The organism is Luteolibacter sp. Y139 (assembly GCF_038066715.1).
In the GTDB taxonomy this organism is placed as follows: Bacteria; Verrucomicrobiota; Verrucomicrobiia; order Verrucomicrobiales; family Akkermansiaceae; genus Haloferula; species Haloferula soli.
Map to the genome: position 1 here is coordinate 937,939 of NZ_JBBUKT010000001.1, position 21,318 is coordinate 959,256.

At 61.8% G+C, this 21,318-nt stretch carries 18 protein-coding genes and 1 pseudogene; 7 read left to right on the plus strand and 12 right to left on the minus strand.

What is annotated here, in order from left to right; translation table 11 throughout:
• Positions 1 to 98: 98 nt before the first annotated feature.
• On the plus strand, positions 99 to 1,301 hold the full coding sequence (locus WKV53_RS03920) for a hypothetical protein (protein WP_341403045.1): 1,203 nt from the start codon (positions 99 to 101) through the stop codon (positions 1,299 to 1,301).
• Positions 1,302 to 1,364: 63 nt separating this feature from the next.
• Here WKV53_RS03920 and WKV53_RS28665 read toward each other — a convergent pair.
• A pseudogene (locus WKV53_RS28665) lies at positions 1,365 to 1,471 on the minus strand (SEC-C metal-binding domain-containing protein); the annotation flags it as partial.
• 22 nt (positions 1,472 to 1,493) lie between these two features.
• Here WKV53_RS28665 and WKV53_RS03925 point away from each other — a divergent pair.
• Positions 1,494 to 1,811: a UPF0158 family protein gene (locus WKV53_RS03925; protein WP_341403046.1), complete on the plus strand. Its 318-nt coding sequence runs from the start codon at positions 1,494 to 1,496 to the stop codon at positions 1,809 to 1,811.
• 17 nt (positions 1,812 to 1,828) lie between these two features.
• Here the strand turns inward: WKV53_RS03925 and WKV53_RS03930 are convergent, their stop codons facing one another.
• Positions 1,829 to 2,239, minus strand: a complete 411-nt coding sequence (locus tag WKV53_RS03930; RefSeq protein ID WP_341403047.1) for an RrF2 family transcriptional regulator — start codon at positions 2,237 to 2,239, stop codon at positions 1,829 to 1,831.
• A gap of 152 nt (positions 2,240 to 2,391) precedes the next feature.
• Here WKV53_RS03930 and WKV53_RS03935 point away from each other — a divergent pair, with 152 nt between their 5' ends.
• Entirely contained in the window at positions 2,392 to 2,847 is a 456-nt protein-coding gene (locus WKV53_RS03935; RefSeq protein WP_341403048.1) for a group III truncated hemoglobin, read from the plus strand.
• An 8-nt stretch (positions 2,848 to 2,855) separates the two neighbouring features.
• Here WKV53_RS03935 and WKV53_RS03940 read toward each other — a convergent pair whose 3' ends face one another.
• The 5 genes from WKV53_RS03940 to WKV53_RS03960 form a co-directional block, all read right to left on the minus strand.
• Positions 2,856 to 3,287 (minus strand): VOC family protein, encoded by a 432-nt coding sequence (locus WKV53_RS03940; protein WP_341403049.1) that lies wholly within the window; start codon positions 3,285 to 3,287, stop codon positions 2,856 to 2,858.
• Complete coding sequence (locus tag WKV53_RS03945) at positions 3,284 to 3,688, minus strand: DUF6157 family protein (RefSeq protein ID WP_341403050.1); 405 nt, start codon at positions 3,686 to 3,688, stop codon at positions 3,284 to 3,286. The genes WKV53_RS03940 and WKV53_RS03945 overlap by 4 nt, the downstream gene beginning before the upstream one ends.
• Before the next feature lie 19 nt (positions 3,689 to 3,707).
• Entirely contained in the window at positions 3,708 to 4,646 is a 939-nt protein-coding gene (locus tag WKV53_RS03950) for a beta-propeller domain-containing protein (protein WP_341403051.1), read from the minus strand.
• 66 nt (positions 4,647 to 4,712) lie between these two features.
• The gene (locus tag WKV53_RS03955) at positions 4,713 to 5,222 is read right to left on the minus strand and encodes a TPR end-of-group domain-containing protein (protein WP_341403052.1); all 510 of its coding nucleotides are present in this window, start codon (positions 5,220 to 5,222) and stop codon (positions 4,713 to 4,715) included.
• Positions 5,223 to 5,232: 10 nt separating this feature from the next.
• Positions 5,233 to 6,210, minus strand: coding sequence for a YheT family hydrolase (locus WKV53_RS03960; RefSeq protein WP_341403053.1), 978 nt, complete (start codon positions 6,208 to 6,210; stop codon positions 5,233 to 5,235).
• Positions 6,211 to 6,301: 91 nt separating this feature from the next.
• Here WKV53_RS03960 and WKV53_RS03965 point away from each other — a divergent pair, with 91 nt between their 5' ends.
• Positions 6,302 to 6,709 carry an HIT family protein gene (locus tag WKV53_RS03965; protein ID WP_341403054.1) on the plus strand — a complete coding sequence of 136 codons (408 nt, stop codon included), beginning with the start codon at positions 6,302 to 6,304 and terminating at the stop codon, positions 6,707 to 6,709.
• 4 nt (positions 6,710 to 6,713) lie between these two features.
• Here WKV53_RS03965 and WKV53_RS03970 read toward each other — a convergent pair whose 3' ends face one another.
• The gene (locus tag WKV53_RS03970) at positions 6,714 to 7,646 is read right to left on the minus strand and encodes a type I phosphomannose isomerase catalytic subunit (protein ID WP_341403055.1); all 933 of its coding nucleotides are present in this window, start codon (positions 7,644 to 7,646) and stop codon (positions 6,714 to 6,716) included.
• A 161-nt stretch (positions 7,647 to 7,807) separates the two neighbouring features.
• On the opposite strand from WKV53_RS03970, the gene WKV53_RS03975 reads away from it, so the two are divergent.
• Positions 7,808 to 10,270, plus strand: coding sequence for an FtsK/SpoIIIE family DNA translocase (locus tag WKV53_RS03975; RefSeq protein WP_341403056.1), 2,463 nt, complete (start codon positions 7,808 to 7,810; stop codon positions 10,268 to 10,270).
• A 46-nt stretch (positions 10,271 to 10,316) separates the two neighbouring features.
• Here the strand turns inward: WKV53_RS03975 and WKV53_RS03980 are convergent, their stop codons facing one another.
• Positions 10,317 to 10,958 (minus strand): lipoate--protein ligase family protein, encoded by a 642-nt coding sequence (locus WKV53_RS03980; RefSeq protein ID WP_341403057.1) that lies wholly within the window; start codon positions 10,956 to 10,958, stop codon positions 10,317 to 10,319.
• A gap of 89 nt (positions 10,959 to 11,047) precedes the next feature.
• Here WKV53_RS03980 and WKV53_RS03985 point away from each other — a divergent pair, with 89 nt between their 5' ends.
• Both WKV53_RS03985 and WKV53_RS03990 read left to right on the plus strand, forming a co-directional pair.
• Positions 11,048 to 11,869, plus strand: coding sequence for a CbiX/SirB N-terminal domain-containing protein (locus WKV53_RS03985; RefSeq protein ID WP_341403058.1), 822 nt, complete (start codon positions 11,048 to 11,050; stop codon positions 11,867 to 11,869).
• Positions 11,856 to 12,509: a DR2241 family protein gene (locus tag WKV53_RS03990; protein WP_341403059.1), complete on the plus strand. Its 654-nt coding sequence runs from the start codon at positions 11,856 to 11,858 to the stop codon at positions 12,507 to 12,509. The genes WKV53_RS03985 and WKV53_RS03990 overlap by 14 nt, the downstream gene beginning before the upstream one ends.
• On the opposite strand, the gene WKV53_RS03995 is transcribed toward WKV53_RS03990, so the two are convergent.
• The 3 genes from WKV53_RS03995 to WKV53_RS04005 all read right to left on the minus strand — a co-directional run bounded on the left by WKV53_RS03995 (position 12,506) and on the right by WKV53_RS04005 (position 21,149).
• Positions 12,506 to 13,060, minus strand: a complete 555-nt coding sequence (locus WKV53_RS03995; protein WP_341403060.1) for an RNA polymerase sigma factor — start codon at positions 13,058 to 13,060, stop codon at positions 12,506 to 12,508. The genes WKV53_RS03990 and WKV53_RS03995 overlap by 4 nt on opposite strands.
• A 28-nt stretch (positions 13,061 to 13,088) precedes the next feature.
• The gene (locus WKV53_RS04000) at positions 13,089 to 17,792 is read right to left on the minus strand and encodes a PQQ-dependent sugar dehydrogenase (RefSeq protein ID WP_341403061.1); all 4,704 of its coding nucleotides are present in this window, start codon (positions 17,790 to 17,792) and stop codon (positions 13,089 to 13,091) included.
• 99 nt (positions 17,793 to 17,891) lie between these two features.
• Positions 17,892 to 21,149, minus strand: coding sequence for a hypothetical protein (locus WKV53_RS04005; RefSeq protein WP_341403062.1), 3,258 nt, complete (start codon positions 21,147 to 21,149; stop codon positions 17,892 to 17,894).
• Between the last annotated feature and the right edge of the window lie 169 nt (positions 21,150 to 21,318).

Genomic DNA, 21,318 nt, shown 5'->3' on the forward strand with positions numbered 1-21,318 from the left:
GAGGTGTAGCCCCGGAGACGCCGGCCCGCAACCGGCCCGTTCGCGAAATCGGCGACAATCGGGCTTTCCGGCGGCTTTTCCGTCAGGAGGTTCTCTTCATGAAGAAATTCCTGCTGTCCATTTGCCTGTCGCTCGGAACCAGCTTTGCCGCGGAAACGCCGGAAGCGGCAGTCACCCTACGGGTTGAAAAGTCCACTAAAAAAGAAGGCCGGCATGAGCTCGTCATCGTCAATCGCTCGGACCGTAACTTTTCGTGCACCGGCTATGACTACCCAAAACGCACCGATCCTCCGAGATGCTGCGTCCACTATTCGACGCAGCTTGTTTACTGGGGAAAATGGAAGGATGGCACACCCCAGTGGCGCCCGGAGGACACCGTCCCTCTCGATCTGCCTGGAGGGCAGACCCTGCGTCAGGAATTCGAGCAGCCTACAGGCTCCGAATCGCCCTCCCCGTTTCGCCTGACGGTGCGGCTTCAGGAAGGCACGGCGAAGGACTGGAAGCCGGAAGCGAAGGGAATCGTCATCGCATCACCGATGTATCTCCGGGACGGCACGACCTACCGCGAAGTCATCTGGGGGGAGACCGGAGCCATACCACCGGAAGCCTACAAGGGAGTGGCACCATCGTGGAAGCGGTTACGATCCATCCGGGACGCGGTCAATGTGGCGAGCGTATTGGAACATGCAGGTCGCGGAAAAGCCCCATTGGATGCATTCATGACCTTGTTCCCACCCCGCTACCCCAAGTCGAAAGTGATGGTATTTCCCGCCGACAGCATGGTGGGGGCATCTGGATTCGGGAGGCCTCCCGTGAGTCCGCGCTGGAACGCAAAGGTTTCAATCATCGAAGGGAAACCCGCGATCCTCGAGTCGATCCGTGAAACATATCATCCCGCCGGAGCGGAACCGGCCAAGTTGGAGCGGATCGCGGAGGTCCCGGAAATCGACGCCACCCTTAGCGTTTGGTACCTCTACTCCCAAGAGGATGCCGTCGATGGATCGTGGCCACTTGAGGCAGATCCTCCGCCTCTTCACGTGCAAACCATCTCTTTCAGCTACGATCTCTCCGGGCTTCGCGAAAGCGCGCACGACCTCAAGGGGCTTGTTCTGGCCGCACCGCCTCCTCGTTTTCCCGTCACCGGATACATCGGATGGTACGGTCCCCGCATCATGCCCACCAGCTTCGACCTGATCATTCGGGATGGGCGCTATGAGGTGGATTCGGACCGCGGAACCCAAGGCGACAGCTTCTCCTATACCTGGCGCAATCCTTTTCCCGCCCTGCCGGAGGATCGTTAGCCGGACCGTCCCTTCAGGAGGTACATGCCGGTATCCATCCTCAGGGAGACACCGACCCGGTCGTCAGAGACAGCACTTCTTGTATTCTTTCCGCTCCCGCAGGGACACGGATCATTTCGCCCGACTTTACCGGTCGCGGCTGGCGGCTTCGCCGGCGATGGAAGGCCTTCAAAAAGGTCATGGTAGTCCCCGATGGAGTCGGTCGGGCCGAAACCGCCGAGCCCGCTCGAGATCTTCCTCTACATCGAGCCCCATTCCTCGCGCGACGGCTTCCGAGTGATGGAAGACTACGTGGCTGGCCTGCCAGCAGGCGAGGCCGGCCGCGCCCTCGCCCGGGTGCTGCGGCTGCCCAAGCCCTTTCGCTCGTTCAAGGACACCCTGTTTGATTTCCCCGAAGAGAGGGAAGCGTGGCTCGCCTTTCAAGGCCAACGCCAGCGCCAGGCGGCAATCCGGATCCTGGAAGCTAACCAGGTGCCATGGGTAGAGGTCTCGTGGCCGAAGGAAAATTGACTCTCCCACCGGCAAAACTATCCCTTCTCCAAAGGCTTTCCATGCCCCACGAAGGCTCCGAAATTCGCTCCCTTGAGCTGGCTCGCCGCAGACTCGCTCATGTCGGCAAGCAAGTGATGCATCGGACAAGGATCGCCGACCCCACACCAACCCGGCCCGAAGGGGCAAGCGCTGGGGTCCCGATGCCCCTCGAACAAATCCACCACGTCAAACAACGTGATCTCCCGCGGCGCCCGCGCCAACCGGTAGCCACCACCGGGCCCGCGCGTGCCTAGGACCAAGCCAGCCTGGGAAAGTACTGTCAGCACCTTCGCCACCAGCGGCTGCGAGAGATTCCGCGATTCGGCGATCTGGTGGGAACTGAGCTGCAGTTCGTCCGCATGGCATTCCGCCAGCGCACTCATCGCCGCCACTGCGCAACCGCTCATTTTTCCGTAGCCGAACATCGGGTCTCGTGTCCGCCATGCTTGGCGCAAAGCGGCCTTCGGTCGACTCAATTCCCAAATAAAGAAACTTTATTCTTTAATAAGTCGTAACCCTTGCTAAGAAGAGTCAGCGAGCCACCACGGCTCCCATCGCCATGACCACCACCGACATCCTCGGCCGCGAGGAAATCGTCCGCCTCGTCGATCGCTTCTACGAAAAGGTCCGCGAGGACGAAACCCTCGGCTTCATCTTCGACAAGGTCGCCGCCATCGATTGGCCCTCACACCTGCCGAAGATGTATGCCTTCTGGCAAACGGTGCTCTTTCGCGACGGCGGCTTCCGTGGTGACCCGATTGGCAAGCATGCCCGACTCGTCCCCCTCACCGCCATGGGCCGCGAGCAGTTCGACTGCTGGCTCGCCCTCTTCGAAGAAACCGTGGATGAACTCTTCACCGGCGAAAATGCCGCCCACATCAAGCGCTGCGCCGCTGACATGGCAAACGTGATCCACGCGAAGATCAATGCCGTACCCGACGAACGCTTCGACCCTATGAAGATCACCGCGGAGCAACGCGCCCGCTACGCCGCGTATCGTTCTGCGGCACCTTGAAGGCCCCTTCAGCCCTTTCCAAAAAGCAGCGCCCCGTCGTCGGTGAAGTCAAACATCGGCCCCCAGACGACTTCCCAATGATAGCCATCGGGATCGGCGAAGTAGCCGCTGAAGCCGCCCCAGAAAGTATCCTGAGCCTCCTTCACGATCGCCGCACCCGCAGCCCTCGCCCGTTCGAGCACCGCGATCACCTCGTCCTTCGTCTTCACGTTGTGGGCGAGGGTCACGCCGCTGAAGCCGCTGCGGGTCTTCGGCACTTCCGGTGAAATGTCTTCCGCGAGATGACCCAGCGGAAAGAGCGAGATCCAGCAGCCCGGCAGCGGGAAAAAGCAGACACCGTCGTGGTCACGGTTCGGCGGCGTGTCGAAGATCCCCGAGTAAAAGCCGGCGGATGCTTCGAGATCGGCGACGCCCAGGGTGACTGCAGTGAGGCGATTCATGAGGCCCTCTTGTTGCGCATGGCCAGCACTTGATCCAGCCGCGAATCGGCAGCGAGTTTTGCATACGAAGCCGAACCCGCGGAATGGACCCCGATCTTCCCGTCATCATCGAAGTGAAATCCCCAGCCATAGCGCTTCGCGAGCGGCGAGCAACGCAGGCAAGGCAATGGCTTCGAACGGATGCGGGAAAGAATCTCCGCACGGGTCTCACCGGTCGGTGGCTCCCGCAGCAGCTCGCTTTCCACCACCAACGACTCGTGGGTGAAGTGATGCGGTGCCGACCGCAACAGCTCCAGCTGGATGAGATGCACCGGCTTCTTTCCCCCGCGAGAGGCCGGCTCGATGCCAGCGCTCTCCGGGCAATCGGCAGCGATGCGGACGAATGTATTGCGGAAGGTCATCGGGACGACCTCCCCACTTTCACCGGATGCTGCCGAAATGCACGTCTTCAGGAACGACAGCCTTGTCAAAAAACTGGATGGTGGTCGACGGTCCCAGGGCGAGCGGGGCTTTCCACTCGCGGAGCGTCCACGTGATTTCCTTCGCCGGCGTCACCTCAAATGCCTGCGCCGGAGCGGTCTCGACATCGATCGGCCCATCCCAAGAATTGACCCAGTTGTTGATCAGCGTGCTGCCATTGGGCAATCGGGTGGCGATCTGAAAGCTGCGGATCTCCTGACCCTTCAGATCGCCTGGCAAGCATTCCCACACCGTCTCACCCGCCGGATTGACCTCACGGGCGAGTTTGGAGGCACACATCAGCGTGTTGCCGTTTGGCAGGCGCGAGGCCGACCAGGCACCCGGAAATTTCACGCTCCACACCTCTTTGCCATTCTCGTCGTATTCGATGACTTTCCCGAGGTCCATGTGCGCGACCAGCAGGGTCCCGGCAGTGGTCAGGCGGGCATGACGGAACTGGCCGTGGGTCCCCTTTTTGTTGCCGACTTCCAGCGGGAATTCACGCTCGGTCTTGCCGGTGGTGATGTTCAATACACAGGCCTTCGGCTCGGGACCATTCTGGATGAAGACCAGGCGCTCCTTGCCGATCGGCTGGGCCGTATGGGTTTCGCAGCCTTCCGGGGCGTCGTATTTCCACAGAACCTTCTTCGCGGAATCGATCCACGTGATACCGAACTGATGGGCGAAGAGCACGCTGCCATCCGAGAGCAAAACCGCGTCGCTGATCTCGCCGCGGCTGCCCGGGTTGTGAAACTCCCAGGCAATCTTCCCACCCTTCACCACATACATGTCCTGGGTCTTGGCCTCCCCGGCATAGAAAAAGTCATGGCGATCCGCTTGGGACCAGGCTGATGACAGTCCGGCGACGGCTACGAAAAAAGTGGCGGCGTGGATTTTCATGAGACGATCAAACCCGCCTTTAACTTCACTTCCAGACCTCAGCAAGGTCCCGTTTGAGTAGTATGGCTAGGAAGCACCAGAACGCTCCCGCCGTGCCGCCTGCTGCTCGAGAATCCACGGGCGGAGCACTTCAAGGTCGGAATCGGTGCGGGCCATTGCCAGCATGGTCTCAGGATCGATCGACACCGCCTTCCCTAGCAACCGCAGCGCCTCCTCGATCTTCTGCTGGACGCACGAGTAGCAGGCGAGATTGTAGAACATCAGCGCATTCGCCGGGTGGCGGGTGAGTCCGGCGCGAAGGATCATCTCGGCTTCCTGGATCGAACTCGCCCTTCGCTGGGCATAGGCAGCTTGGATCCACCAGCCGGGATCGGACGGCTCCTGCTCGGTCATCGGCAGGCAAATCGCCGAGGCATCCTGCCAGCGCTGCAGGCGGAAGAGCGCGTCGACCCTCAGGTGGAGGGCGATGGAATTCGTAGCCGTCAATTCATCGAGATCCGCCAAGGCATCTTCCGGCATCCCGAGTTCCAGGAAACCCAAGGCGCGGCGGCACACAGCATCGATGTCGTCGGTCACGATGGCAGTTTCACCCGTTCAACGGATTTGGCCAAGCATCGCCTGCGAGAAACTCCGCGGCGCGAACTTCTGCCCAGCTCTCCCCGCCCCCGTTGGAAAAGCCGCAGTGCCCACCGCCTTCAGGGACTTCCAGATGAAAGAGCGCACTGTTCTCAGCTTCCTCCCTGGGAAAGCAACCTGGACCGAGGAAAGGATCATTCGCCGCATTCACCAGCAACGCCGGGATCGGAATCCGACTCACAAACGGTCGCGAACTACTACGAGCCCAGTAATCAGCCGCATCCCTGAAACCGTGGAGGGGTGCCGTGAAGCGATCATCGAAGCCACGGAAGTCGCGGATCCGCCAGGCGCCACGCAAGTCGATCTGATCGGGAAACCGCGGCCTCTTCTCCACCAGCTTCCTTCTCAGCGAGACCAGGAAGCGCCGCATGTAGAGATTGCGATTGATCGGCGATGACAACCGCTCCGACGAGCAGGCGAGATCACACGGCACCGAGAAGGCCACAGCCCGATGGAGTCGCGGCACAGCCTCGCGCTCACCGAGATACTTCAGCGTCATATTGCCTCCCAAACTGAAGCCAACGAGGTCAACCTGTGACGCCGGATGCACTTCGAGCGCGTGCCGCACGACATGATCGAGATCATCCGAGGCCCCGCTGTGATAGAATTTCAGCAGCCGGTTCGATTCCCCACCGCAGCCACGGTAATTCCACGCCAGGACGTCCCAACCACGACGTTGCAAGGCACCCGCCATCCCTTGGATATAGGTGGCCTGCGAATTCGCCTCCAGCCCGTGCGAGAGGATCACGAGGCGATCACTCCCACTCGTCGCCCAATCGAGATCCAGGAAATCGCCATCGGAAAGCTCGATGCGCTCCCGCCGCGTCGTGACCTGCGGAACCCGCCGGAACAAGGCCGGCACGATCGTCTGCAGATGCCCGCCACGAAGCCAGACTGGGGCTCGATAGCTGGACGGGACGACGGGCACGCGGCGGATCTAGAGGAACCAGGAAGCCAGCGCGATGAAAATGGTCCGGGCCAGACTTGCCGCGAGCCGTCGCAGGGCGTTTCGATTCCGCATGTCCTTCACCCTCCACCCCCGCCTGGCAGCCGGCACCTTCGAACTGGGCGAGATTCTCGGCTGCCGCGTGCTCCTGAAGAACAACGCGATCTTCCCGTGGATCCTCATCGTACCGGAGCTGGAAGAAGGCATCGAAGATCTTCACCAACTCCCGCCCGACCAATACGGCGACGTCGCTATCGCCATCCGTCTCGTCTCGCAGTTCGTCAGCGACCACTTTCACCCGGAAAAGCTCAACGTCGCCTGCATCGGCAATCAGGTCCGCCAGATGCACATCCACGTCGTCGGCCGCTCGACCGACGATCCCGCCTGGCCCGGCGTCGTCTGGAGCTTCGAAGGGAAGAAGGCCTACCGCCCCACCGAAGTGGAAACGATCCGCGCCGCCTGGGAACTGCACGTCGGGTGACCGCTCAGGACGGCAGCGTCGTCCGCAGCACCACCGAGTCGATCTCCGCCCGGAGCTGCCCCGCGCCCTTCGGCAGCAGGAAAAAGTCCCCCTTGGAGAACCGGCTTCCTTCACAAATCACCGCCCCCTCGGCCACCGAGAAAATCGAGAACCGGCTCACATCCCGGTTGCCCGCGGTCTCACTCGTCGCCAGCGTCAGCTTCTCCACGCGGAAGTATTCGCACTCCGCGATAACCGTCCCATTCGGCTCGTCCATCCCCGGCTCGAAGTCCTCGAAATCGATGCTCGCCAGCGACTCGGCCACATGGAGTTCCCGCGGCTTGCCATCCAGCCCCATACGATTCCAATCAAAGACCCGGTAGGTGGTATCGCTGTTCTGCTGGATCTCGTGGATCAGAAAACCCGCGCCGATCGCATGAAGCCGCCCGGAAGGAATAAAGATGGAATCCCCCGCCTTCGGTTCGATCGCGTGGACGCTTCCGGCCACCGCGCCGCTCTCGATCGCCTCTTCAAAGCTCCCCCGGGTCGCGCCCCTCTTCAGCCCCACGTAGAGCTTCGCACCTGCGTCCGCCCCCGCGATGTACCACATCTCCGTCTTCGGCTCCCCACCCAGCCCCGCCGCAAGGAGAACCGGCGGATGAACCTGAATCGAGAGGTCATCCCGGGCATCCAAAACCTTGATCAGCAACGGAAAACGATCGCTATCCGGCAACCCGGCGCCGAACACCTCATCCCGGTGCCCCGTCCACAGCTCATGCAGCGATTTTCCCGCAAAACTGCCCCCCTTCACCACCGATTGCTCCTTCTCCCGATCCACGATTTCCCACGACTCGCCGTAGGGAGCATCGTCCGGAAGATGCCGGCCATATTGCCTTTCCAGTTCGCGTCCGCCCCAGACGCGCTGCATGTAGAGGGGCTCGAAAACGATCGGTTCCACGCCGCGGACCATGCCCCGACAAGCTCCCCGGCGCAAAGAACGTCGTGCACAAAACGGGTCAGCAGCCTCAAAACTAAGGATTTCCAGACTTTCCAGACCACGAAATCAATCTTGCCCCCCGGTCCCTTGCGGGGGATGCTCGCGCGGGGAGAAATCTGGCAATGGCAAAGAGTGACAACCGCAAGCGGGGCGAAGTGCCCGAAGCCCCCCGATGGTCCAATGAGGTCATCGGGATCATCCTGATTTGCGCCGGGCTGCTCGCCTTCCTGTCCGTCATCTCCTACACCTCCGAGGATTTACCGGCGGACTGGGGACGTTGGACCGATATTTTTGGCAAGAAGAGCCACAATTTCATCGGAGGCCTGGGGGTCGGGCTTGGCTTCCTGCAAAAGAGCTTGTTCGGCTCTGCAGCCTTTGTCGTCCCCCTCGCACTCATCTGGTTCGGCATCGCGAAGCTGGTCTTCGATGCCCGGCTTTGGCCTAGGACGATGCTCGGCTTCGCCGTGCTGGCCCTAAGCGGCGCCGCCTTCATGCACGTCCTCAACGGTGCGGTGAGCCCCTTCACCGGCCCCGGCGGCGTCACCGGCTACCTGCTCGGTGAGTTCGTGTTCCTGCGGCTGATTGGAAAGGTCGGCTCGCTGATCCTTCTCGGCGGCACCTACATAGTAGCCCTGATTCTACTCACCGGCCAAAAACCCATCGGCTTCGTCAAGGGCTGCTCACGCATGCTCGCCGACCTCATCGCCCGCTTCCGCGAACGGCGCCAGCAATCGAGCCTCGAAACCGCCAAGGAAGAACTCCGCACCACCGAGCGCGAGCGTGACCGCGAACGCCGCCGCAAGGAACGTGAAGCCGCGAAGTCCAACACGACGGCGCCCGCACCGGAACCCGAAGCCGAGCCCAACCCGCAAGCGGAACTCCCGCTCCGCGAAACACCCGCTCCGCAGATCATCGATGCCTCCCAGCGCCGCATCGCAGCGACCCAGCCGGGTGCCAAGCCATTCGATCACAAGTCCGCCGGTCACCTCTCTCTCTCCACCGCCGGTTTCGAAGACTACGACCGGCCCGGCTTCGATCTGCTGGATCCTCTTCCCGAAGAAGAAGCGCCCGAAACGAACCGCGACGAGCTCCTCGCCACCCAGCGCACGATTGTCGATACCTTGCGCGCCTTCGGCATCGAGGTGACCGCGGGCGACATCACCCGTGGTCCGACCATCACCCGCTACGAGATCTATCCCTCCACCGGCCTGCGCGTTTCACGCATCTCGCAGCTTGAGGCCGACCTCGCCCGCGCTACCCGCGCCGAGCGCATCAATATCCTCGCCCCGATTCCCGGTAAGGACACCGTCGGCATCGAGCTCGCCAACTCACAGAAGGTTTCCGTCCCATTGCGCGAACTCCTGGAAGACCCGGAGTTCAGTTCGGCGAAGAAAAAGATCCCGCTCGCACTCGGCAAGGATGTCTACGGCAAGACCGTCATTGGCGACCTCGCCGCGATGCCCCACTTGCTCGTCGCCGGTGCCACCGGTTCGGGCAAGTCGGTCTGTATCAACTCGATCATCGCCTCGATGCTCTTCAAGTTCGGGCCGCATGAGCTGCGCTTCATCATGGTCGACCCGAAGGTCGTCGAGATGCAGATGTACAACAAGCTGCCGCACCTTGTTGTCCCGGTCGTCACCGATCCGAAGAAAGTCGTCGCCGCCCTCAAGTGGGTGGTGAATGAAATGGAGAAGCGCTACCGCGTCTTCGCCAAGACCGGCGTGCGGAATTTCGACTCCTTCAACAACCGCGTCCGCCCGGAGAAAACCGACACCCCTGCCGAAGAGGCCGCGGAAGACACTCCTCCTTGGAATGCCGATGAGGAAGTGGACATGGAATCCATCGAGTCCATCGCCTCAGCTCTCGAATCTGGCGAACTCGGCCCCGAAGCGGACGAAGACGAGCTTCCGATCGAGGAAGAGAAGATCCCGGATCGCTATCCTTACATCGTCGTGCTCATCGACGAGTTGGCGGACCTCATGCAGACCGCGCCGGCCGATGTCGAAATGTGTATCGCGCGTATCGCTCAAAAAGCGCGTGCCGCCGGCATCCACCTCATCATCGCGACCCAGACGCCACGCGCCGACGTCGTCACCGGCATCATCAAGGCGAACATCCCTTGCCGCATCGCCTTCCAGGTTTCGTCACAGCTCGACTCGCGCGTCATCCTCGACACCAAGGGCGCAGACAAGCTCGTCGGCAAGGGCGACATGCTCTACCTCCCGCCCGGCTCCGCGAAACTGGAGCGCTCGCAAGGCGCCTTCGTTTCCGACGAGGAAGTCGAGCGACTCGTGAATCACTGCGCCGCCCAGGCCGAACCGAACTTCGAGGTCGATATCCAGCGCTCCATCGACAACGGTGGTGACGACGGCGACGACGAGGACGACATTTCACCGGCCGATGAAGAGCTCATCATGAAGTGCATCGACGTCGCACGTCAGGAGCAGAAGTGCAGCACCTCCCTCCTCCAGCGCCGCCTGCGCCTCGGCTACACCCGCGCCGCCCGTATGGTGGACATCCTCGAGGCCCGCGGCGTCGTCGGCCCCGGCGACGGTGCCAAGCCCCGCGAAGTGTATCTTAAATAAGGGGGTGTCGACGTTCCGTCGACACGACGCGGCACGTCCATGCTCCTTAGCACCGCTCCTGCCACGCATCACTGGCATAGCGCGTCGCCGCCGTCTCCGCGATCCAGGCAGCCTCCGGGAAAAGCTCTCCCTCCACCACCTGCTCCGCCAGCGCCGCTGCCAGAGCCCGCGGACAAGCCTCCGCCATGACCGACCCTTGGTGTAGCAAGCCACGTGAAGTCCGGCGCTGGCCAGCCCCGGCAATCTTCCTTCCCGTCACATCCATCACATCGTGCTCCACCGGCTGGAGAAAACATTCCCCCCCGATCGCCGGCGGCATCTCTCCGGAGAGCCGCGCCTCTACCCCTGCATCCCGCAGCGCCGAAACCAGCGCCGCATGGATGACCCGGTAACTTTCCCCACCCCGTGCCTCCGCTAGACCGAACCCGCTCGGCACGAATAAAGTGTAGGTCCAATCCGCGCGGTGATCGACGATCCCGCCACCCGTCCAGCGCCGCACCCAATGCAGCCCATAGGCTGGCAGATCAGCGGTTTTCACAAAGTAGCCTAGGCTCCCCCACCCCGGCAGCCACCGGTAGCTCCGCAGCACCGGCACCTCGCAGTTCTCCGCCAACCATTGATCCACGGCCATGTTTTCCGGCCCGTCACGCGGGACGGGATCGAGCCAAAGCTGGAGCTGGGGAAGCACGGGCGAAACGTGGGGCTCGCAGCGGGAACTTCCAAGCGCCAAGGAAACACAGGCTTGCCTGAGGCCCCGTCCCGCGCACCCTTCGGGGCATGCCCTTCACGCCCAAGCCGCACGCCGCCCTGCTCATTGTCGGCCACGGCTCGACCGAGAATCCGGATTCCTCCACGCCCTACTTCGACCACGCCGACGAGATCCGCCGGCTGGGTGCTTTCGGCGAAGTCCACTGCTGCTTTTGGAAGGAAGAGCCTTCCATGCGTGAGGCGGAATACCTCATCGACGCCGACGAGGTCTATGTGGTGCCGGATTTCATCAGCGAGGGCTACTTCACCCAGGACGTCATTCCCCGGGAACTGCAGCTCGAAGGCCCCACCACGAGTCGCGCCGGAAAAACCTGGCACTACACGTTGCCGGTTGGCGTGCATCCCTCGATGACCGGCCTGCTTCTCCGCCGCGCCAGGGAAGTCGCGCCCGATGCCGATCCCGCGCAGACCACCCTCTTCATCGTCGGCCACGGCACCGGGTTGAATCAGAACTCGACCAAGGCCATCAAAGACCAGGCCGCACTCATCAAGGCTTCTGGCGCGGGTTACGCCGAAGTGCTCGACGCCTACATGGAAGAGCAGCCGTTCATCGCCGAATGGGCCGCCCTCGCCACCACGCCGAATGTCGTCGTCGTGCCATTCTTCATCGCCGATGGCCTTCACAGCTATCAGGACATCCCCGTGCTGTTAGGCATCGAGGCAGAACCCGGCGAAGCCGCCAGCCAGCGCGAGGTCTTCCGCCACAATCCACATCACGTGCGTGGCAAGACCCTCTACTACTCTTCCGCCATCGGGACCGAGCGGCACCTTGCCGATGTCATTCTCGATCAGGTCGCCGATTTCGACGCGAAATATCATGAAGCTCGCTGAACGCCTTTCCGCCGCCGTCGCCGGAGGCATCCGCCGCATCGGTCAGATCGCCATCCGTCCACAGGACGGTGTCTACTTGCTGTGTCACATCGACGACGAGAACAGCGACGCCTCCTTGTTAGAAAAATTCGAGGGCTCTGCCACTGCACGCGATCTCTCCACGTGGGCGGAAGATGGCCACTATCGCTTCACCAAGGGCGAGCTCTCGCTCAAGCGCGGCTGGCTGCTCCAGCTCTCCTCATCCGAAGAACTCCGGCAAGCGCTCGATCACTTCTACCCCGCCGCCGCCGGCCTATGGTTTGCTCAGCACGACGGCCGCCTCGAAATCGAACACCTGCGCGACAAGCTCAACCGCCAGACCGGCATGTATCGCTTCGCCCGCACCCTCAGCGATGCCGGTGCCCAGCGACTGGTGAGCGAGGTCTGCGGACCGGGCCATTGCTGCGTGAAAAAAATCCTCTGGCAACTCGACGCGAACACGCCACTCGAAGACAGCGAGGCCAGCCGCTTCGACGGAGTCACCGGAGACATCGATCGATCGCAAGCCATCCCCTTGTTGTGTCGCGAGGCCTGCAATCACTTCGTAGCCGAAGCACGCAAGGCCTCGAAAGCCGAGCAGGACGCCAAGGCAACTGGCTAACGGACCATTGCCATGTCCGACTCCCTCAATCGCGCCTCGATGCTCTTCCTCAGATTCTCGCGGATCTGAAAGAGGCGCGCCTTGAGCGTGCCGGGACTCCGGCTGAGATTCTCCGCATACTCCTTCAGCGGCCTGTCCGTGGCATACCTCACGAAGAGCAGCTCCTGATCGCGCGATGACAGTCGCTCCAGACAGTCCTTCAAGACATGGAGCATCGCCTCGTCGTCCACCTCGGCAGCAGGGTCGAACACCGGTGATAGATCAAGGTTCTGCCGGTCGGAGAATACCCGCTGATCACGACGCTGCTGCCTCAGTTGGTTGAGCACTTCCAAACGAGCGATGGTGAACGACCACGCCTTGAAATTCGAACCCGCCTCGAAGTTTGCCCTCTTTTGCCAAAGGATCATATTCGCTCTCTGCAACAGGTCCTCCGCTTCATGGTGATTGGTGACCAGCGATTTGATGTAAAGCAGGAGCGATCGCTGATGCGAAATGAGCAACTCTTCAAACTCGACGGGTGTTGTCGACGGGCAACCTGGGTGAGTGGTCATGCAAAGAAAAAACGGGAGAAGGGTGATGTCATGGCTGGACTCTCAGCTGAAGGAACAGCCTCGACTTCCCGGCCAAGGTACCGGGGCTGATCGATAGCGTGACGGTCTCGTAAGCGGGATCCGCATCGGGGACCGAGGCTTCCTCGGTCACGGAAAGCGGCACCCAGTCGACCAGGTTCTCGCTGCCGCGATATTCATAGTGAAGTCCCGCGGTGCCATGCATGCGCAGCCGCCGGTGACTGAAACGGAACTGACCTGCCGAAGGCTTCACCTGTAGCAGCACAGGGGTGGCGCGGGAGTCATCCGCGAGCCCCGGATTGGTGCCGAAAGCCCACTCGCCGAGGTTATCGATTCCATCGCCATCCGGGTTCGCGGCAGGATCGCCTTGTGGTGTGGTCACATTGCCAAACTCCGCCTCACGCCACTCTTCATAAGTCGCATAGGGATGGACATCCTGGTGGATCCATGCCGCCACAAGTTCCGCTGCTTCAAGATCCGGCACCGTCGTCGCGAGCGGCGGCATGCGGCTGTAGCCGTTCGCTCCGGTGATGCGGTTGAAGATGATCGAATGAGGCACGTTGCCCGCTACCACGAGACGGTCGTCGGGATGCAAGGGCGCATCCACCGTAGCGCCATTGAGCAGCCCCGTCTCAAGCAGCGACAGATGAGCCCTGCCGTCCCAATTCCCCCCACCCGTCCCACCGGCCTTGTGGCAATAGGCGCAATTCACATCAAGATACGAGCGAACCCGCGTCTCAAGGGACTGCGCGGTCTCATCCGGCCGGTAGTGCCGCGGCAGGCTCGCGGGATTACCGCTGAAGCCGGTGAGGTAACCGGTGGACGAGAGCGCACTGAGCAGATTGCCAGACACGCCTGAGATACTTCCCGGGGCATTCAGCTGGCGCATGGTGAAGGAAAGCGCATGACCAGCCTCCGGCGTATGACAGGTCATGCACGCCGCACGCGAGGGAATCTCCCAGGTCACGCTCGTCGGCGCACCGTCGAGGGTGATGCTCACCGGCACGTTCTCACCATTGTCGTTGGCAAGGACCGCGTCGGTTTGACTGCCGCCGTTGACGGCATTCCATCGATACGAGATGCCGTAGGCACCGCTGTCGTTCTTCACCAGAAAGCGCGTCTCCAGCCGGCGGCGTGGCGAACCGGCGACCGGACGCCGGTCAATGTAGCTTTGACCGTCAATCGTGCGGGTGAAGGTTTCCCACGCGACAGGATAGTCGAAATGCTTCACCCAGATCATCCCGCTGGGAAAACTCCATGGGCTATCCTGCGAGTAGCCAATGGTCTTGGTCGCATCGTTGACCAAGAACCACCTTCTCTTTTCTGCCCGGTCCGACCAGAAGCGGAGATTGGGCTGGTAGTATTGCCCGCCGGGGTTCGGCGACAAGTCGGTGAGGTCGGCGAAGAAGTTCGTCGCAGCCAGCGTCGGGGGAAGATTGCTGTCGTCGGTTCCAATCGTGAGGCGCTTGATCCCGCCGGTGCCCTGGTTGGTGCCATTGTTACCACGGTCCAGTAGCAAGATATCGCCGGTGCGCGGATCGGGCAGCAGTCCGACAATGGCAACCTCTCCGGCCAGGCGATTGATCACCGGTGCGCCGGACGTGCGTTGCACGCTCCAGATGTTTCCGGACACGTAGTCGGCACAGATGTACTTTCCTGTTAGATCGGGCAGAGAGGTGCCGCGATAGACGAAACCACCCGTGATCGAGGCCCCTTCCAAACTGCCGCCACCATGCCCGTAGTCCCACAATGGCGGGGTGATCGTGGCAGCCGACTCCGGTGCGCCATTGAGGAGATCCCCCGCGCGTTGCCCCGCTGCACTGCCTTCGCGCCAGCCCCAGCCACCATTGTTGCCGGGATGGAAGACATCGACTTCCTCGCGGTTGCTGCGGCCGACATCCCCCACCCACACTTCATCCACCTTGCCGTCGCCGTTGTTGTCCTCGGCGGAGAATTGCCACGGATTGCGAAGACCCATCACGAAAATCTCGGTGCGAACCTGTCCGGGATTGAGAGCAATACCATTGAAGGTGGTGGCACCGACCAACGGATTGTCGGGAGGCACCGCATAGCGGGCAACACCACCCGGCCGCGGAATCATCAGGTCCGCGTCGTTTCCATTGGGATCCGTGTCCGCGCCCGGATCGGCATTCGGCGGCAGGCTTCCGGGACGCTTGTCCACGTCGATGCGGATGATGCAGGACCACAGGTTTCGATCCACGTGCTGCGAATTATTGTGGCCGTCCTCTTGCGTGCCCTCGTCGCCGAAGCTGACGTAGAGGTAGCCATCCGGACCGAACTCGCAGCTGCCGATGTTGTGAATCGTATCGTCGCAATCCTGCTCGATGATGATCTCCTCGGGACCGGCAGTGAAAGGAGCGGTCGTCTGGCAAGTGAAGCGCGACAAACGCACCGAGTGGGCATTCGAATTGTAGGTGACGTAGATCTGCCCGTTGCTTGCCCAGTTCGGATGCACGGCGATTCCCTTGAAGGCCTGCTCGTTGTTGTCGTGATTCACCGAAGCGCTGATATCCAGCACCTGCACCTTGGTCGGCGCCGCCATGTCCGGAATCAGGAAAACACGGCCGTCACCTTCCGAAACGAACAGCTTCTTGTTGTCACCCGGCACCGTGCTGAATCCATGCGGCGAATCGAACGTGATGCCCGGAAAAGCATCCACCAGCCGCAGCTCACCCACCGGAGGAGTGGAGGGCATCGAGACGAATGCCGAATCGAAGCGGGGATTCGCGGTGAAGTGAATCGTGACCGTGCCGGTATCGGTCAGCGTGCTCCCCGCACCTTGGATCTTGTAGGTGAATGTATCCGTCGCAGGCGTCCCGGAGAGATGCTGATAGAGAATCGTACCGTCAGAATTCACTGTGGCCGTGCCGTGCGCGGGTGGCGAATCGATGGCGAGCGAGGGGCGCGCAATGAGACCCGTATCGTTGTCCAGCACCTTAAAGCGCGCCTTGCCGAGGTGATGCATCGTGGCGCTGTCGTCATTCGCTACCGGCGGACCGTCGTTAAGGTCCGCCCACGTGTAGGCGACGCGCACATTGTCCCACTGCACCGCCCCGGTTCCCCCGGAAGCGAGCCGGATGGCTGAGGACCAATTGTCACTCGTATGAGGATAGCTCGCGATCGGAGTGTTCGATCCTTCTCCTTGGTCGAGATTGGGATTCAAATAGAGCGCCGCCACATTCGCGTCGAAGTCCAGCTTGCCCACGAGCGTGTATTTCACCCCGGGAACGGGGGCGATGCCGGAGTAAGACCACTGGTTCGTATTAAGATCGTGAATCGCGAATTCGCGGACACCTGAGACCGGGTTCGTCGCGCCGGGAACCCCAAAGAGATAACGCTCCGTACCGAAATCATACGAGCTCGCACCGCTCCACGTGGTATCCGCCGAGCGGGTCATCTCGAACTTGTAGTAGACCACGTGAGACACGTAGTTCCCCTCTTGGTTCACTGAACCGGCGCGTTCGTCCGATCCCGCCTGAGCACCTTCGACCGGGCCATTGTATTCCCGCTTCGCACCGCTCTCCTGAGTCACAAGCACCCCCGATGTCACCTGTGGCGAACCCGCAGTGACATCCCAATCAGAGGGCTCACCCGCGTGACCGAGAAAGGGATCGTTCTCGGTGGAATTGTCGGCATCCCAATAAAGCCCTCCGCTCTTCCCCGCGATCGGACCATCGGCATAGTCAAACCGATCCCCGCCGACGAGACCCGGCGGATGGACGGCACCAGGGTACATGATCGGGTTGAGCGGATTTGTGCCGGCCGTGACCTCCGCTCCATCGGAGAAGCCGTCGTCATCGGAATCCGGGTCCTGCGGCTCTGTCCCGCGGAGATACTCGTCGATGTTCGAAAGGCCGTCCGAATCGGCATCGAGGAGCGAATCGTTCGTACCCACCACCAGGCCATGCGTGGCCTCCCACGCATCCGGCATCCCATCATCATCCGTATCAGGATCGGTGAACTGGAAATCATTCCACGATGTCGCCACGGTGAGATCGTCCCACTGGCACGTGCCGCCCGAGGCCAGACGGACAGCGGTCGACCAGTTGGTTCCCGTGTACGCGCCACCCGCGTCGCACGAGTTGGCCCCCGTCGCATCGGTGTAAAAGTCGTTCGCGTCGGGATCAACCCACAGGCCGATGAAGTCCCGGTCGAAATCAAGCACCGTCACGATGGTGCGCGTCGTATTGCTGACAGGAATGCCGCTGGAGTAGCGCGTCCCGGCCCCGGTGATCTCGCAACCATATTCCGTGGCTCCGCTGGGAACGCCGAAGAAAACCCGTTCCGTGCCGAAGTCATACGAACTGGCGCCGCTCCACGAACCACCGGAAACACGCGTCAGATTGAAGCGATAGAACACCCGCCCCTGCGCGCGTACCGCGCCGCTGCGCTCGTGATTGTCCTGGCCATCGTTGGAAGCATTGCCTGCTCCTTCGATGGTCCCGTTATACTCACGCTTGGCTCCCGAATTCGCCGTCACGAGCTTTCCCGAAACAACGGCCGGCGCGCCGACGACATTGTCCCAGTCCGACGGAAACGCGGTGGCAGTTCCTTGAAAGAGATCACGGTTGAATCCCGTGCCACCGGTCTTTCCCGCGATGGCGCTGTTGTCTGGATAGGCGAAATCCTCCTTGCCGATCTCGAGCGCGTGAACCGGCGCGGCAACAAGCAGCGGCAAAAGAAGGAATCTCATCGGATGCAGGCAAGGCATATCGGGAAGACGTGACGTTTGGACGAAAGGCCCGCCCTGCATCGAGCAAGGCGGGCCATATGAAGTAACCGTTCGCTTTGATTACGGCGAGGCCGGACCGTCTTCCGCGCGGAAGAACACCTTCGGCGTCGTGCCGGGAGTCACCGGAATCACAAACGGCTGCGGCGTGGTGCTGTCGAAGTTGAAGGCCGGGACCAGCGGCACGAACGACTGCAGGTTCGTGGAACTGCTCAGATGGTAGGTCTTGCCCGCCGGGATACCCGTCGCCGTGATGCTCATCGTACCGGCTCCAGCATTCAGGTTTGCGACCGAGAGATGGACCGGGCTGGGTGGCTCGCCAATCAACTGCCCCCAGGTCGTCGCCACCACCACGTCATCCCACTCGGTGTCGCCGGTGCCCGTGGAGGTGAGGCGAATGCCCGTGGCCCAGTTGGTGCCCGCATAGGTTCGGGTGACCAGGGCAGCGTTGGACGCTTCTGGTGTTGTCAGACTCGGGTTGACCCAGAGGGTCAGCATGTTTCCGGGATGATCCAGCTTGCCCACCACCGTGTAGGTTTGATCCGTCGCAATCGCCAGCGCGCCACCATCGGTGCTCACTGCCGCTCCTTCGCGGATACCCCACTGCGGGACTCCTGCATTGTCCACGATGCCAAAGGCCAGGCGCTCCTGATTGAAGTCATCGGGACCGAAGACACTCAGCGTCGCTCCCGCGCGCCGGGTCATCGTCGTCTTGAAGTAGACGACCGCGGACTTGAAGTTCGCCGCGTCATCGATGAATGCGCCCAATCGTGCTCCGGTGGGAGACGCATTGGAGCCTGCTCCTTCTTCCGGACCATTGAAGTCGCGATACGCGTTGGTTTCGCGCGTCACCAGTTTGCCCCCCGTGACTGTCGCCGTGCCATCCCAGTCGGATGGGGTCGAGTCGTGACCGAAAAAGGGTCCATTGAAGACCGCGTTCTCGTAGTCGAAATAGGTGCCGCCGGTGAGACCACCAACAGCTCCATCCGAATAGGAGAAGTTCTCGATTCCGATGAGTCCCAGCGGTGCGCCGATCGTCGCGTTCGGATTCGTGGGGCTGGAGGTATTGCCACCGGTTCCTTGGACCTCGCCACCATCGGTCTGACCGTCATTGTCGGTATCCACCTTCAATGGATCGGAGTGGTAGGTGAGGACTTCGTCTCCGTCGTTCACTCCGTCGCCATCGGTGTCAGCATTCAGCGGAGAGGTTCCCGCGGCGGCTTCAGCACCGTCTTTCAGTCCGTCGTTATCGCTGTCGTCATCCGTGGGATTGGTTTGAGCCACATACTCCTGGAGGTTCGTGCTACCGTCTGAATCCGCATCCGCACCAGCGTCATTCACGTTGGGATCGAAGCCCCACAGGATCTCGTAGGCATCCGGCATGCCATCGCCATCGCTGTCGGAAGGCAGCGAAGTCAGCGTGCTCCAGGTGTTACCCACCACGAGTTGGTCCCAGCCGGTCGTCCCGGTGCCACCGGAGCCGAGGCGGAGGGCCGTCGCCCTCATTCCGGCCGGCGTCACGTTCAAGGTGGCCAGGATCGGAGAGGAGGCCTGCGGCTGATTGAGATTGGGATTCACCCAAAGGTCCACGCGGTCCGCCACGAAGTCATATCGCGCGACCAACGTCGCCGGGGTTCCCGTGATCGGTGCGACTCCGGAATAAACCGTGCCGACTCCTGTCTGCTCGACGCCGTACTCACGCACTCCCGAGATCGGGCTCGTTCCGTTAGGCACCCCGAGGAAGATCTTCTCAGCACCGAAGTCGAAAAGGCTCAAGCCGCTCCACGAGGCACCCGCCTGGCGGTTGATGTTCACCTTCACGTAGAGCACATCACTGCCATTGACTCCTGTCGCGGCCGCGTCTTCACGGTAGTAGCCGGACTTCTCCCCCACCACAGCCAGATTGCTGTTAGAGCCGGCGTGGAAGGCACGCTTCAAGGAACTCTCCTGGGTCAGCAGCGTGCCGGATTGGATCATCGGATTCCCGGCAAATGCGGTCCAACTGCTGCTCATCGTGGTGTGACCGAGGAAGGTTTCACCAAGCGCGCTGTTGTCGTAGTCCCAGCCCAAGCCATCGGAGAGTCCATTGGCCGGGCCATCGGCGTAGGTGTCGAAAAACTCCAGTGCGATCAGGTCCATGTTGCCATTCGTCGTCGGATCATCGCCGGCGTGGCCCGTCAAGGGCGAGGTTCCGAGCGCGATCTCCGTCGAGTCGGCGGTCCCGCCACCGTCGGTATCGGCGTTCAAGGGGTTGGTGAAATACACGTCGACCTCTTCACCATCGGTGAGATTGTCGCGATCCGTGTCCGCGAGGGTCGGGTTGGTGCCGGCGGTCTTTTCCCTCTTGTCGTCCAAGCCGTCTCCATCCGTATCCCCGGCAGTGGGAGATGTCCCATCAGTGAACTCGACCGAATTGGCGATCGTATCGCTATCGGGATCGCCCAAGGCGCCATTCGGGCCATTCTTGGCACCCGGCGAGGTTTCCCCGACGGTCCCATTGTCATGGTCGTCCAGGTTGTAGAGCGCTTCCCACGATGCTGGCAGACCATCCTGGTCCGCATCCACGAAATCCTTGAGGCCAATGCTCACCGGATCGAGAGCCACCGTAAGATCGTCCCAAGTGCAGGTATTGCTGGAAGCAAGGCGCACCGCGGTCGACCAGTTGTTAGGCGTGTAGGCGCCGCCGGCATCGGCCGAGTTGGAGCCATCCACCGGATCGTAGTAGTCCGTGGCGGAAGGATCGACCCACAGGCCCATGTAATCGCGATCAAAGTCGAGGACCGCGACGAAGGTATGGGTCAGGTTATCGGCAGGAATCCCGCTGCGATAAGTCGTGCTTCCGGCGATCTGGCAGCCCCATTCGATCTGCCCCGAGACACCGTTTCCACCGGGTGATCCAAAGAACGCCCGCTCGGTGCCGAAGTCGTAGCTGCTGGCACCGGCCCAAGTCGTACCCGCGCCACGGGTCAGCGTGAAGCGGTAGAAGACCCGGCCCGCACCGCGCACCGCACCGGCCCGCTCGGTCTCATTGCCATCACCACCAGCCGAGCCCTCGGTCGTGCCGTTATATTCGCGCTTCGCTCCACTGTTGTTGGTGGTCAGGGCATTCGAGGCGACCGTCGGCGTTCCACCGGTGTTGTCCCAGTCGGACTTGATCGTGGTGTGGGCTTTGGTGAGGTTGTTGAAGTCAAAGCCGGTGCCTCCGGTCTGGTTGGCGATGTTGCCGTTGGCGTAGGTAAAGTTCTCGGTTCCGACCACCTGGGCGTGGAGTGGAACGGCCGCCGCCCCTGACAGGAGGACGGGAAGGATCGTTTTTTTCATGGGTTTTGGGTTTCGGGGTTTTTTGGGAGGAAATGGGAAAAGCCACCGCGGACATCGGCGCCGGGAAAGGGCGACCGCACGGTGGCAGGGAAACGGAAGATCAGGCGCGACGGCGCATCATCGGGTTCGTTCGGAATGGGTTTCTCGGATCCGGCACGTCTCCACATGC